At 75.2% G+C, this 13,323-nt stretch carries 13 protein-coding genes; 5 read left to right on the top strand and 8 right to left on the bottom strand.

Annotation, left to right across the window (positions count from 1 at the left end; genetic code table 11):
- The first annotated feature begins 3 nt into the window (after positions 1-3).
- Positions 4-750 carry a lytic polysaccharide monooxygenase gene (locus tag EKG83_RS36755; RefSeq protein WP_033428072.1) on the top strand — a complete coding sequence of 249 codons (747 nt, stop codon included), beginning with the start codon at positions 4-6 and terminating at the stop codon, positions 748-750.
- Positions 751-821: 71 nt separating this feature from the next.
- On the top strand, positions 822-1,400 hold the full coding sequence (locus tag EKG83_RS36750; protein ID WP_228122350.1) for a DUF305 domain-containing protein: 579 nt from the start codon (positions 822-824) through the stop codon (positions 1,398-1,400).
- Here EKG83_RS36750 and EKG83_RS36745 read toward each other — a convergent pair.
- The 6 genes from EKG83_RS36745 to EKG83_RS36720 all read right to left on the bottom strand — a co-directional run bounded on the left by EKG83_RS36745 (position 1,397) and on the right by EKG83_RS36720 (position 7,916).
- A complete protein-coding gene (locus EKG83_RS36745) occupies positions 1,397-2,299 on the bottom strand; it encodes a pseudouridine synthase (RefSeq protein WP_033427944.1) in 903 nt (300 codons plus the stop codon). The genes EKG83_RS36750 and EKG83_RS36745 overlap by 4 nt on opposite strands.
- A 50-nt stretch (positions 2,300-2,349) precedes the next feature.
- On the bottom strand, positions 2,350-3,465 hold the full coding sequence (locus EKG83_RS36740; protein WP_033427943.1) for a hypothetical protein: 1,116 nt from the start codon (positions 3,463-3,465) through the stop codon (positions 2,350-2,352).
- A 99-nt stretch (positions 3,466-3,564) separates the two neighbouring features.
- Complete coding sequence (locus EKG83_RS36735; protein ID WP_033427942.1) at positions 3,565-4,179, bottom strand: DUF4230 domain-containing protein; 615 nt, start codon at positions 4,177-4,179, stop codon at positions 3,565-3,567.
- A 22-nt stretch (positions 4,180-4,201) separates the two neighbouring features.
- Positions 4,202-4,858, bottom strand: coding sequence for an SDR family NAD(P)-dependent oxidoreductase (locus tag EKG83_RS36730; RefSeq protein ID WP_248782338.1), 657 nt, complete (start codon positions 4,856-4,858; stop codon positions 4,202-4,204).
- A 133-nt stretch (positions 4,859-4,991) separates the two neighbouring features.
- Positions 4,992-6,035 carry a terpene synthase family protein gene (locus EKG83_RS36725; protein WP_033427940.1) on the bottom strand — a complete coding sequence of 348 codons (1,044 nt, stop codon included), beginning with the start codon at positions 6,033-6,035 and terminating at the stop codon, positions 4,992-4,994.
- 132 nt (positions 6,036-6,167) lie between these two features.
- Positions 6,168-7,916, bottom strand: coding sequence for a 1-deoxy-D-xylulose-5-phosphate synthase (locus EKG83_RS36720; protein WP_033427939.1), 1,749 nt, complete (start codon positions 7,914-7,916; stop codon positions 6,168-6,170).
- A gap of 384 nt (positions 7,917-8,300) precedes the next feature.
- Here EKG83_RS36720 and EKG83_RS36715 point away from each other — a divergent pair, with 384 nt between their 5' ends.
- A complete protein-coding gene (locus tag EKG83_RS36715; protein ID WP_033427938.1) occupies positions 8,301-9,356 on the top strand; it encodes a polyprenyl synthetase family protein in 1,056 nt (351 codons plus the stop codon).
- A gap of 286 nt (positions 9,357-9,642) precedes the next feature.
- Here EKG83_RS36715 and EKG83_RS36710 read toward each other — a convergent pair whose 3' ends face one another.
- A complete protein-coding gene (locus EKG83_RS36710) occupies positions 9,643-9,882 on the bottom strand; it encodes a hypothetical protein (protein ID WP_153278689.1) in 240 nt (79 codons plus the stop codon).
- Between the two features lie 189 nt (positions 9,883-10,071).
- On the opposite strand from EKG83_RS36710, the gene EKG83_RS36705 reads away from it, so the two are divergent.
- The gene (locus EKG83_RS36705) at positions 10,072-10,491 is read left to right on the top strand and encodes a hypothetical protein (protein ID WP_033427936.1); all 420 of its coding nucleotides are present in this window, start codon (positions 10,072-10,074) and stop codon (positions 10,489-10,491) included.
- Positions 10,492-10,635: 144 nt separating this feature from the next.
- Positions 10,636-11,814 (top strand): lipase family protein, encoded by a 1,179-nt coding sequence (locus tag EKG83_RS36700; RefSeq protein WP_033427935.1) that lies wholly within the window; start codon positions 10,636-10,638, stop codon positions 11,812-11,814.
- 156 nt (positions 11,815-11,970) lie between these two features.
- Here the strand turns inward: EKG83_RS36700 and EKG83_RS36695 are convergent, their stop codons facing one another.
- Positions 11,971-13,239 (bottom strand): PucR family transcriptional regulator, encoded by a 1,269-nt coding sequence (locus tag EKG83_RS36695; RefSeq protein ID WP_084715985.1) that lies wholly within the window; start codon positions 13,237-13,239, stop codon positions 11,971-11,973.
- Between the last annotated feature and the right edge of the window lie 84 nt (positions 13,240-13,323).

The following is a 13,323-nucleotide window of genomic DNA, read 5'->3' as shown; positions in this document are numbered from 1 at the left end:
CACATGAGCGTCAAACGCAAGCTCGCCGCGGTGCTCGCGGGCACCGCCGTCGCGCCGCTGATCGTCATCGCCTCGGCCGGCAGCGCGAGCGCGCACGGCTACATCTCCTCGCCGCCCAGCCGGCAGGCGATGTGCGCCCAGGGCCGCATCTCCAACTGCGGCCCGATCGTCTACGAGCCGCAGAGCGTCGAGGGCCCCAAGGGCCAGCAGAACTGCCACGCCGGCGTCGCCGGGTTCGCCCCGCTCAACGACGACAGCCGGCCGTGGCCGACCACGAGCGTGGGCAACAACGTGACGTTCAACTGGACGCTCACCGCCCGCCACGCCACCAGCACGTGGCAGTACTTCATCGGCGGCAGCAAGATCGCCGAGTTCAACGACGGCGGCCGCCAGCCCGCGGCCACCGTGACGCACAACGTCAGCCTGGGCGGTCGGACCGGCCGGATCAAGCTGCTGGCGATCTGGAACGTCGCCGACACGGCGAACGCGTTCTACTCGTGCGTCGACCTGCAGGTCGGTGGCGGCGGCACCACCCCGCCCACCACGACCACCACCACGCCGCCCACCACCAGCAACCCGACCACGACCACCACGCAGCCCCCGGTGGGCGGCACGTGGGCGCCCAACACGGCGTACTCGGTCGGCTCGCAGGTGACCTACGGCGGTGTCAGCTACCGCTGCATCCAGGCCCACACGTCCCTCGTGGGCTGGGAGCCGCCGAACACCGCGTCCCTGTGGCAGAGGCTCTGACCCGGTGAAACCGCCCGCCCGCACCGCCCTGCACGGTGCGGGCGGGCCTTCGGCTTTCGAGGAGGACGACCTTGCGACGCCTCACGACCCTGCTGGCGGGCCTGCTGCTGGTCGCCGGGTGCGGCTCCGGCGCGCCGGCCGCGCAGGCACCGCCGCCGCCCACCGCCTCCACGGTGGCGCGGAGCGCCGAGCACAACGAGACCGACGTGATGTTCCTGCAGATGGCCGTGCCGCACCACCGCACCGGCCTGGACATCGTGCGCCTGGCGAAGGACCACCCGGTCCGCGAGGAGGTCCGGACCCTGGCGGCCGCCATCGAGGTGACCCAGCTGTCCGAAGTGGACTCGATGACCCAGTGGCTCGCCGACTGGGGCCGGCCCGAGTCGGCCGGGGACGACCCGGGGCTGCACGCCCACCACGGCGGTGACCACTCGACCAGCCCGGAGGCCATCGCCGAGGTGGCCGCCACCGCGCCCGCCGAGTTCGAGAAGGCTTTCCTGAACCTGCTCATCGGCCACCAGCACAACGCGGTGGAGATCGCCAAGCTGGAGCGGGAGGGCGGCCTCAACCCGCAGGCCAAGGACCTGGCTAACCGGATCTTCGACTCGCGCACGGCCCAGATCGCCCAGATGCTCGGGTACCTGGGCTAGAGCTCCAGCCGCAGCCCGCTGGTGAAGCGCCGGTGCTCGCCGGTCACCGGGTCGGTGAACTCCAGCACCTTCGCCAGCAGCTGCAGCGGGTCGGTGAAGTCGTCCAGCGGCTTGTCCCGCAGCACGGGGTAGAAGTCGTCGTTGCGGATGGGCACGCCCAGCGACGCCATGTGCAGCCGGAGCTGGTGCGTGCGGCCCGTGGCGGGCAGCAGGCGGTACCGGCCCCACCCGCCGCGGTGCTCGACCAGCTCGACGTGCGTCTCGGCGTTGGGCGGGCCCTCCACCTCCTGCGCGGTGATCACGCCCTTGACCTTCACGATCCGGCTGGTCACCCGGCGCGGCAGCACCAGGTCCGGGCGGTGCGGCGCGATCGCCTCGTACTCCTTGCGCACCAGGCGGTCCTTGAACAGCAGCTGGTAGCGGCCGCGCAGGGCGGGGTCGACCACGAACATGACCAGCCCGGCGGTGACGCGGTCGAGCCGGTGCGCCGGGCTCAGGTGCGGCAGGCCCAGGTCGCGCCGCAGCCGGACCAGGGCGGTCTCCACCACGTGGCTGCCGCGCGGGATGGTGGCCAGGAAGTGCGGTTTGTCGACCACCAGGATGGCGTCGTCCCGGTGCACGGTGGTGATCCCGAAGGGGACCGGGGTCTCGTCGGGCAGGTCGCGGTGGAACCACACCGAGGTGCCGGGCGCGAACGCGGCGTCCGGGGCGATCGGGCCGTCGAGGCCGTGGACGCGGCCCTCGGCGAGCATGGCGTCTATCCGTTCCGGTGCCACCCGGGGCAGCCGGTCGACCAGGTGGTCGCGGATGGTCGCCCAGGGGCCCTCGGCGGGCAGCCGCAGGCGGGCGGGGTCGAGGCCGTGGCGCTGGGGGAGCGGTGGCCGGAGCTTGCGCCTCATCGGGACTGGAGTCTACGCCCGCCCCGGCCCTGGTCCGCCCCCTCGCGGCCCTACCCCCACAGCACGGCGCGAGCCCCGCCGCCCACGAGCGTGAAGTCCCCGATGACCAGGCCGGACGCCGTCACCCGGCCGGCGCTGCCGGCCACCGCACCCGCCGGCGCGGGCAGCTCGACCGGGCCGCGCCCGCGGTCCCACCGCACCGGCCGGTCGGCCGCCGCGCCGACCACCACGCCCCGGTCGTTGACGTGCACCGCGTGGCTGCCCCCGCCACCCGGCAGCGCGCCCAGGTCGGTGGCCCGCCCGTACCGGTCCCAGCGCACGGCCCGCCCGCCGACCCCGCCGACCACGACCCCGTGCGCGTTGACCGCCGTGGCGATGCCCGCCTCGGCGGAGAGCGCGCTCACCCGTCCCTCCCGGTCCCAGCGCACCGGGACGGACGCCGACTGCCCGACGGCGGTCCCGTCGTCCGCGACGGCCACCGCGTTGTGCGCCTCGCCGCCCAGGCCGGCCAGCACCGTGACCCGGCCGTCGCGGTCCCACCGCAGCGCGACCATCCCCGCCTCGGTGTACGCGCCGCCGACGATGCCGCCGACGTCGTTGACCGCGTTGACCCAGCTGCCCAGCGTGCCCGGCGGCGTGGGCAGCTCGGTGATCCGGCCGTCCGGGTCCCAGCGCACCGCCCGCTGACCGCGGCCCCCGGTGTCGGAGACGCCCGCCACCGTGCCGTCGCCGCCGATCTCCTCGGCCCGGCTGGTGGTGGCGCCCGGCAGCGCGCCGAGGTCCCGCACCCGCCCGGTGGGGTCCCAGAGGGCGGCGCGCACCGTGCCGTCGGCGTCCTGGGCGTGGCCGACGGCGGTGCCCCGCTCGTCGACCGCGTTCGCGGTGCCGACCGCGCCGCCGAGCGTGCCGAGGTCGGTGGGCGCGCCGGACCGGTCCCAGCGCACGGCGCGGCGCGGCGACAGCGACCCGCGGGTGGTCGAGAAGCCGACCACCACGCCGGTCTCGTTCACGTCGGTGGCGAAGGTCGTCGCGTCCCCCGGCAGGGGGCGCAACTCGACCGGTGCGGGTAACGCGGCCGGTGCCGGTGCCGGTGCGGCGGTGGCGGTCGGTGCGGTCAGGACGGCGGCGAGGGCGGACAGGACCAGGCGACGTCGACTGGCGGGCATGCGCGAACCTCCGGTGGTGTGCGTTCACCGCGATGTTCCCGCGCGCCTGCGGCCCGGGGCCGGCGGCCGTTCAGCGGCCCTCCGGCCGCCCGGCCGCCGTCAGTCGGAGGTCGCGCCGGTGAACATCACCTGGTAGCCCAGCGCGCCGAACATGCCGGTCAGCATCTTGCGGGTGTTCTCCTCGGCCCGCCCGACCAGCCCGGACTCGCGCGCCGCGTCGGAGATCTTCTGCTCCGCGGCCACGTAGAACGGCTGCTGGTCCTGCGTCTCGACCAGGGACGCGAGCCGGTCGACCAGCCCCCGCTCCTGGGCGAACACGTAACACCGCTCCTGCACCAGGTTCGGCTTGTCCAGCACGGCCGCCGGCAGCGCCAGCTCCACGGTCTTGGCCTCCTGCGACACCTTCAGCGCGTCCTCGGCCAGCCCGCCGAACTCCACGTAGGCGTTGACCGTGCCCGCGGCCACGAACAGGGTCCGCTGGCCGGCCAGCGCGGACGGCACGAAGCGGACGTCGTGCTCGATGTCGAGCACCACCTGGAAGTCGCCGGCCGCGGCGTGGTACTGGCTCAGGTCGCGCAACGACTGCAACAACGCCGGTTGGCTGCGGTCGATGGTGTCCGTGCCGAACCTGGGCAGCACCACGAACACCGACACCAGGGCCGCCACCGCCAACAGCACCAGGCCCGCCACCACCACACCCATGCGCCGCTTCATGCGGCACGAGTACCCGAACGGGTCACCAGGGAATCCGCCTGCCGTCGCGGAAGAAACCCCCGGTCGGGCCGTCGTCGGGCAGCGTCACCGCCCACACCACGCTCGCCGCGCCCCGCTCCACCGGCCGCCCGCCGGGCCCGCCCATGTCGGTGGCGACCCACCCCGGGCACACCGCGTTGACCAGCATCCCCGGCAGCTCCGCGGCCAGCATCAGCGTCAACGCGTTCAGCGCCGCCTTCGACGTGCCGTAGGCGGGCGTGCCGCCGCCCATCGACGCCAGCGACCCGGCTTCGCTGGACACGTTCACCACGCGCGCGTGCCGCGCCGCCCGCAGCAGCGGCAGCAGGGCCAGCACCGTCCGCCACGGTCCGTAGAAGTTCGTCTCCACGGCCTCGCGCACCACCCGCAGGTCGGCCGACGAGGCGCGCTGCCAGGAGTCGTAGTGCACGGCCGCGTTGTTCACCAGCGCGTCGACCCGCCCGTACCGCCCGGCCAGGTGGTCGGCCAGCCGGGCGACCGACCCGTCGTCGGTGACGTCCAGCTGGTGGTGGTCGACGCCCAGCTCACCGGCGACCGCCTCGGCCCGCGCGGGGTCGCGGGCGGTCAGCACGACGTCGTGGCCGAGTTCGGCCAACTGGCGGCACACCTCCCGCCCGATGCCCCGGTTGCCACCCGTCACGACCGCCACCGGTGCCCGTCCCATCCCGCCCCCCCGTTCGTCAGGGGGATTCTCCGGCAGGCCGGCCCCCGCCCCGCGGTGGGGTGCGCGTCACCGGGGAGGCGGTCGGGCGGTGCGCGGTGCCCCCTCGGGCTCACAGGTCGTCCCACCACCAGGCGATGGAGGGCATCGGCAGCGGGGACGGGTCGTCGTCGGCGGGCTCGTCGGTCCAGCCCGGCACCACCAGGCCGCGGTAGCGGGGCACCCGGAACCCCCAGTCGAGGTTGCCGCGGACGGCGTGGCCCAGGCCGTCCAGGTAGAGCCGCAGGGCCGCGCTGACCGGCCGGGCGGTGACGGCCTCCCGCAGCCGCAGGAAGCGGGTCAGCACGCGGTCCCGCAGCCGGGTGGCCTCCTCCGCCGCCACGTCGGCGTGCAGCCCGCGGTCGCGGGCCAGCACGGTGATCAGGTTCGGGTAGGCGGGGTCCTCGGCGCGTTCCCGGTGGTAGGACTGGAAGTCGTTGTCCCACGACGCCACCGTGATCGCCATCTCGGTCAGCGCCCGCACCGCGGGCGAGTCCATCTCCGCGCCGGGCACCTCGGGGCCGTTGGCGATCTCCAGCAGCGCGATCGTCGGCCCGCCGCCCGCGCTCTGCAGGCGCAGGGAGGTGTACTCGTCGAGGTCGGGCAGGTGCCGCAGGGCGCGGACGGCGACCTGCCAGGTCACCGAGAACAGCCACGCGCGGTGGGCCTCGGTGAAGCGCCGCGCCTGCGTGGGGGTGCGCAGCCCGTACATGCCGCGCACGACGTCCTGCACGGCCCGCGCGTACCGGTCGTCCCCCGGGTCGGACCACGGGGCGTCCATGGCCCGCTGCACGGCGCCGGCCATGCGCGGGAACCGGTGCGGGTCGTCGCCGAACCGCCCGGTGTCGCAGCGCCGGTCGTCGAAGAGGAAACCCCAGTACACCCAGCGCGCCGCGAGCCGGAGGCCCTCGTAGTCGCCGTGCGGGGCGAACCGGGCGCAGAACTCCGCGCTCCTGGTGCGGCGCAGCAGCGTGAACTGCTCCTCGTCCGCGGCCAGGCCGAGCCGGTCGACCCAGGCCAGCGCGTCCCGTTCGAGCTCGGCCGCGCGGGGGTGGATCGCCTCGGGGACGGGGCAGTAGGACGGGCGGAGCCGGACGGAGGTCTCGGTGGCGGTCACGCCCCACCCCCGACCGCCGTCACGCCACGCCCTCGGCCGGGGAGTGGGCGGCCGGGGAGTGGGCGGCCGGGGAGTGGGCGGCCGGGTGGGTGGTTCCGGTCGGGGGGTGGGCGGGCCCGGTGTTCGCCGCCGTCATGTGAAGCCCCCGGCCAGGCAGCGGGTCACCGAGCGGGCGATCCCGGCCGCGTCCAGGTCGTGCAGCCGCAGGATGTCGGCACGCGCGCCGTGCGGCAGGAACTCGTTGGGCAGGCCCAGCACCAGCACCCGCTGGCGCAGCCCGGCGGCGCGCAGCGCGGCGGCCACGCCCTCGCCGACCCCGCCACCGCGCACGCCGTCCTCCACGCACGCCACCACCCGGTGCCCGGCGGCCAGCTCCACCAGCCCCGGGTCGACCGGCGAGACCCACCGCGGGTCGCACACCGTCACACCGACGCCCTCCCCGTTGAGCCGCACGGCGGCGGCGACCCCGTCGGCGGCCAGCGCGCCCGCGGTCACCAGCAGCACGTCCCGCCGCCACGACCGGTGCAGCACGTCCACCCCGCCGACCCGCTCGACCTCGGGCACGTCCGCGCCGAGGGCGCCCTCGGGGAACCGCACCGCGCTCGGCCCGTCGCCGGCCACCGCCTCGTCCAGCAGGGCCCGCAGCCGCGTGCCGTCCCGCGGCGCGGCTATCCGCAGGCCGGGCACCACGCGCAGCAGCGCCAGGTCCCACACGCCGTGGTGCGAGGGGCCGTCCTCGCCGGTGACCCCGGCGCGGTCCAGCACCAGCGTCACCGGCAGGCGGTGCAGCGCCACGTCCATCAGCACCTGGTCCACCGCCCGGGTGAGGAACGTCGAGCAGACCGCGACCAGCGGCCGCAGCCCGCCCATGGCCAGGCCCGCCGCGCACGTCACCGCGTGCTGCTCGGCGACGCCGGTGTCGACCACCCGGTCCGGGAACGCCTCGGCGAACGCGGTCAGCCCGGTCGGGTGGAGCATGGCCGCGGTCAGGCACACCAGGTCGGGGTGCCGGTCGGCCAGGGTCGGCAGGTGCCGCCCGAACGCCGACGTCCACCCCGGGCCGCGGGGCGACGCGGGCGAGCCCACCGCGTGCATGTGGTCGATCGGGTCGTCCTCCGCGGGCGGGTGCCCCTTGCCCTTGCGGGTCGCGCAGTGCACCACCACCGGGCGCCGCAACGCCTTGGCCGCGCGCAACGCCTCCTCCACCCGCGCCACGTCGTGCCCGTCGACCGGGCCCAGGTAGCGCAGCCCCAGCTCGGCGAACGCGCTCGACGCGCGCCCCGCCCGCAGCGCGGCCAGGTGCGCGCCCACGGCGCCCCCGGTGGGCGAGTAGGAGCGGCCGTTGTCGTTGAGCACCACCACGACCGGGAGGTCGCCGGCGCCGATGTTGTTCAGCGCCTCCCAGGCCATGCCGCCGGTGAGCGCGCCGTCGCCGACCACCGCCACCACGTGCCGGTCGTGCTCGCCGCGCAGCCGCGCCGCGCGCGCCAGACCGTCCGCATAGGACAGGGCGGTGGACGCGTGCGAGTTCTCCACCAGGTCGTGCGGCGACTCCGACCGGCTGGGGTAGCCCGACAGGCCGCCCTCGCGGCGCAGGTCGTCGAACGCGCCCGCGCGCCCGGTGAGCATCTTGTGGACGTAGGACTGGTGGCCGGTGTCGAACACGATGCGGTCGCGCGGCGACCGGAACACCCGGTGCAGCGCCAGGGTCAGCTCGACCACGCCCAGGTTCGACCCGAGGTGCCCGCCGTTGCGGGTCACCACGTCCACCAGGCGGCCCCGCACCGCGCGCGCCAGCCCGTCCAGCTCGTCGGGGGACAGGTCGGGCAGGTCGGGGACCGGGTGGGGCGGCGTTCGGGTGCGGGGGACGGTGTCGGTCATGGGGGCGCTCCTGGTGCGGCAGCGGGGTTCCCGACGGGAGCGGGTGAGGTGAAGGTGCCGGACGACCTGGGACGGTTCAAGCGGGTCGGCGTGTTTCACGCTAAGGGGGCGGACTCTGCCACACGGACGTGTGCGCTTGGTCCCGGGCTTTGGGGGGATGTGACGCTGCGCAGCGTGCCGGCTCACCTCCTGGCCACGTGGTGGGGCGCGTCGCGGTGGCGGAAAGCGCCGGCGGCGGATTCCGGCGACGGGCTCGACCGGGGTCGCGCGCCGCGCGCCCGGCCGACCGCGCGCTGCGGTGTTAGCTTCAGGGAGCCGGGAAGCGTCCGTTCCCCACCGCGTGCTCCCGCCGATCCCCGGCACGATCGCGCCCGTGGAGGAACCATGACCGTCATCGAAGCCGTGCGGACCGACCTGGACGGGGTCCGCGCGGGGGTGGACGCGGTGCTCGACCGCTTCCTGGAGGACAAGGCGCGCGCCGCGCCCGACCCGTGCCTGCCGCCGCTGGTGGAGGTGCTGCGCGAGTTCCTGGCGGGCGGCAAGCGGTTGCGGCCGCTGTTCTGCCACACCGGCTTCCTCGCCGCGGGCGGCTCGCCCGCCGACCCGGCCCCGGTGCTCGTCGGCGCGGCGCTGGAGCTGTTCCACAGCTCCGCGCTGGTGCACGACGACATCATGGACCGCTCCGCGCTGCGCCGCGGGCGGCCGACCGTGCACCGGCTGCTGGCCGAGCGGTTCGGCGACGAGCGGCTGGGCGTGAACACCGCGATCCTCGTCGGCGACCTGTGCTTCGGGTGGTCCGGCGAGCTGCTCGACGAGCTGGAGGTGGACCCGGCGCGCATGGTCGCGGTGCGGGACCTGCTGCACACCATGCGCATCGAGCTGATCGCCGGGCAGTACCTCGACCTGGCGCGCAAGGTGCGGGGCACGGCCGACCCGGTGCGCGCCGCGTGGCGGGTGATCCGGCTCAAGACCGCCCGCTACACCGTCGAGCTGCCGCTGCGCATCGGCGCGGCCCTGGCCGGCGCGGACGCCGCGCTGATGCGGGCGTGCGGCGCGTACGGGCGGCCGGTCGGCGAGGCGTACCAGTTGCGCGACGACCTGCTGGGCGTGTTCGGCGACCCGCGGGACACCGGCAAGCCCGCCCTGGACGACCTGCGCGAGGGCAAGCACACGGTGCTCATGGCGCTCGCCCGGCAGCAGGCCACGCCCGAGCAGCGGGAGGTGATCACCGCCCTGCTCGGCGCACCGGACCTGGACCGCGGGCAGGCCGAGCGGCTGCGCGCGGCGGTGCGCGCCACCGGGGCCGGGGAGCGGGTGGAGCGGCTGATCGCGGTGCGGGTGGAGCGGGCGCTGGGCGTGGTGCGCGCCGGCGCGTTCCACCCCTCGGCCAAGCCGGTGCTGACCGAGCTGGTCGCGCAGGCGACCAGGCGCGGCAGGTGAGGGCGCTGGTGCACGACCCCGTCACCGCGGTCCCGATCGGCCGCGCGGGCCACCGCGAGGACTGCCCGGCGCCGGCTGCCATCCCGTGCGGAGCAGGTTGATCGCGAGGTAGCCGGCCAACAGCAGCACCACACCTGCCGAGGCAGCCCGGGAAGACCACGGCCCGGGAAAACCCCGGCTCGGGAAAACCCCGGCCCGGTGGACCCCCGGTCCAGTAGCCCTCGCCTCAGCAACTCCCGCCTCAGCAACTCCCGGCTCAGCAGGGGTCCGCCTCAGGGAGTCCGCCTCAGCGGGGGTCCGGCTCCACGGGGTCGGCCGACTGCTCGGCGGTCGTGTGCCAGCCGCGCTCCTCGTGCCACCTCAGCACCGCACCCCGCTCGGTCACCAGCCTGGCCTCGAACGGCTCGCCGGGGCTCAGGTCGACCTCCACCCTCGCCACCACCACCCCCGCGTCGCGCAGGTGCTCCAGCACCGCGTCGAGGTACCGCGTCACGGTCACCGCACTGCGCGAGCTCACCAGAAGCATCAGCCACACCTCTCCAACGTCTGCCCCTTCTCCATCGGCACGGCGAAGCCCCCGCATCAGGGACCAAAGTCCTGATCCCGAAAGGACCGAAGGCCCCAACGCGCGCGCGGCGACCCGGGTGAACCGGTTCGCGCGATCGGCTCACCGGCACCGGGGGTAGGACCGCCCGATCCCGGGTAACACCAGGTCATGCAGAGGGCTGACAACAGGCGACCGGACGGTGTGGACGACGCGACCGTCGAGGCGGTGGGCGCGTTGACCGAGGCGCTGGAGACCACCGAACGGGCCAGGGGGCACCTGTTCTCCTTCCACCAGCTCACCGGCAAGGCCGACGCGGAGGCGCAGCGCGCGGTGGAGCTGCTGCGCAAGGCCGGGCACGACGAGCTGGCCGACGGCCTGGAGGCCGAGCTGGTCGGGCGCAACGTGATCCACGGCCGGTGGACGTTCCAGCTCGTCGAGGACTACGACGACGGCTACTACCGCACCTTCCGGGAGTGGGAGCGGGCGGTGCGGGACCGGCTGACCGGCGGGATCCGGCACCTGTACGAGTCGGAGATGAAGGAGCGGAACACCACCCCGGGGTTGCCCGGCCACGAGCTGAACCCCTGACCTGAACTCCCGACGCAATTTCCGGCCGCGCTTTTTGCGCGCCGGTGACAAGAATTCGCAGGCCGCTTGACCTGCTCGAACGGCCCGCGCCAGAGTTCGGCGGTATTCGCCGGAACGAAGGCTCGGGATCGACGAGGAGCGGCCATGCGATTTCACCCGGGGTGGGCCGCCGCGCTCGTCGCGGTCCTGCTGTTCTCCGGCACGGCGGAGGCCGGTGCCCAGGTGTCACGGGCCGAGCCCGCGCCCGGTGACGTGCTGCGGTCCGCGCCCTCGGACTTCTTCCTCGACCCGCTCAGGCTGCTGCGCGCCCCCGCCACCGCCCACCTGGTCCTCTACCGCAGCACCGACGCGCACGGCCGGCCGGTCGACGTCAGCGGCACCGTGCTCACGCCCCGCGCGGCGTGGCGCGGTCCCGGACCGCGCCCGCTCGTCGGCTACGCGCCCGGCACGCAGGGCGTGGCCGACGAGTGCGCGCCGTCCCGGCAGTTGGCGATGGGCGGCGAGTACGAGGGGCCGTTCATCGCCGGGCTGCTGGCGCGCGGCTACGGCGTGGTGGTCACCGACTACGAGGGCCTGGGCACGCCCGGCGTGCACACCTACGTGAACCGGGCGGCCGAGGGGTACGCGGTGCTCGACGCGGTGCGGGCCGCGCAGCGCCTGCCCGCGGCGGACCTGCCCGACGACGGCCCGGTCGCGATCGCCGGCTACTCGCAGGGCGGCGGCGCCTCGGCGGCGGCCGTCGAGCTGTACCGGGAGTACGCGCCGGAGCTGGACCTCAAGGGCGCCTACGCGGGTGCCGTGCCCGCCGACCTGGGCGTGGTCGCCCGCAACCTGGACGGGCACTACGCGGCCGGCTTCCTGGGGTACGCGCTGCTGGGCCTGGACGCGGCCTACCCGGAGCTGGACGTCCCGGCCGTGCTCAACGACGCCGGTCGGCGGCTGCTGGCCGAGGTCGGGCGGCAGTGCACGGCCGAGGCGGTCGTCGCCCACGCGTTCCGCCGCTCCACCGACCTGACCGCCGACGGTCGCCCCCTGGCCGCCTACCTGACCGAGGAGCCCTACGCCTCCCGCGTGGAGGAGCAGCGGATCGGCGTGCGCACGCCCGGCGCCCCGGTGCTGGTCGTCCACAGCGCCCTGGACGACATCGTCCCCTACGGGCAGGGCGCCGCCATGGTCCGGCAGTGGTGCGCCCGGGGCGCGACGGTGGAGTTCAGCACCTCCCTGGCCCCGACCCACGTCGGCGGTGCCGTCGCCGCCTACCCGGAGGCATTCCTCTGGCTGGAGTCCCGCTTCGCCGGCCGCCCGGCCCGGTCCACCTGCTGACCCGCGCGGCCCCCGTCCGGGCGGTTCGAACGGGGGGCGTGGTGTCGGACCGGAGGACACGCGGTGTCGGAGTGGAGGACTCGCGCTGCCGGAGTGGAGGACACGCGGTGTCGGGGTGGAGGACACGCGGTGTCGGGGTGGAGGACACGCGCGGGGTCAGGGGCGCTTGTCGCGGTCCCGGTCCAGGAGGCGGCGGGCGCGCAGGGCGATCTCCAGGGTCAGGCGCTCCTGGGGGTCGGACAGCCGGTCGCCCAGCAACTCCTCCAGCTGGTGCATGCGGTACCGCACGGTCTGCGGGTGCACGTCGAGCCGGGAGGCGATCTCGCCGATCCCGCCGCGCGTCTCCAGCCACGCCAGCAGGGTGCTCTCCAGCCGCTCCCGCTGCTTGACCGTCAGCCCGGCGAACGCGGCCAGCGCCCGCTCGCTCAACCGGCCCACCAGGAACTCGTCGGACAGCAGCGCCAGCGTGGCCAGGTGGTCGTCGCACCAGGTCAGGGGCGCCGCGGGCAGCAGGCCCCGCCGCACGAACCCCAGCGCGCGCCGGGCGCAGGCCAGCGACTGCCGCGCCTCGGCCAGGGGCACCGTCGGCCCCACCGCCGCCCGCCGACCGCGCAGCTCGGGCTGCACCCGCCCGCGCGGGTCGGCCACCACCAGGCACGGCGTCGAGCTCTCCAGGTCGACCAGCACGTCGCGACCCAGCGTCACCGAGGGGAGCTGGTGCTGGTCCTCCCGGTACTCCAGGGCCACCACGGTGACCAGCTCGGGCAGCGGCCAGTCCGTGGTCGCGGCCAGGTCCGCGATCGACCGGGGCGACGCCGGCTGGTCGGCCAGCACCAGCTTGAGCAGCTGCCGCCGCCTGCGCTCCAGCGCGCCGCTGGCGTTGGCCTGCGCCTCTGCGTAGCCCTCGACCGCGGCCCGGCACAGCTCGTCCACCCACGCGAAGATCGCGTCGGCCACCGTGAACAGGGCGTCGTTGGGCACGCCCAGCTCGCGCCCGTGCCTGCTCAGGTGCCGCCACACCACCCGCGCGCCGACCCGCACCGCGGTCTGGAGGGAGTCCATGGTCCGGCCTTCGAGGTACTCGATGCGCCCGCTGCGGCGCAGCACGTCCTTCCAGTCGGTCCGCGTCGCGTCGGGCTTGGTGATCTGGTCGAAGCACTTCACGATGGCCGTCTCGACCGCGCCGACCAGCACCTCGCGGAACTTGCCCTCCAGCGGCTGCGCGTACGCGGGCACCGCCCGGCGGATCTCGCGCACCGCGTCGCGCACCAGGATCCCGGACAGCGGCTCGATCTTCTCCGCCAGCTCGTTGGGGATCGTGGACCACAGTTGCAGGGCCGAGCTGTACTCGCCCGTCGTCGCGTGGGGGCTGGGGCCTCCGGGGAACGCCCGCTGTCGCGCCAACCCGTTCAGTGAGATCGTCATGCTGCCGCCTCCGCATGCCGAAGCACCGCCTTGGGACTTCGCCCGATCGACACTAAAATCAGCCGCGACGGGGTGTCAAATAGT

The sequence above is a fragment of the Saccharothrix syringae genome (genome assembly GCF_009498035.1).
GTDB lineage: Bacteria > Actinomycetota > Actinomycetes > Mycobacteriales > Pseudonocardiaceae > Actinosynnema > Actinosynnema syringae.
The sequence above is the reverse complement of the archived record's forward strand: the minus strand, read 5'-3'. Positions and strand labels throughout refer to the sequence as shown.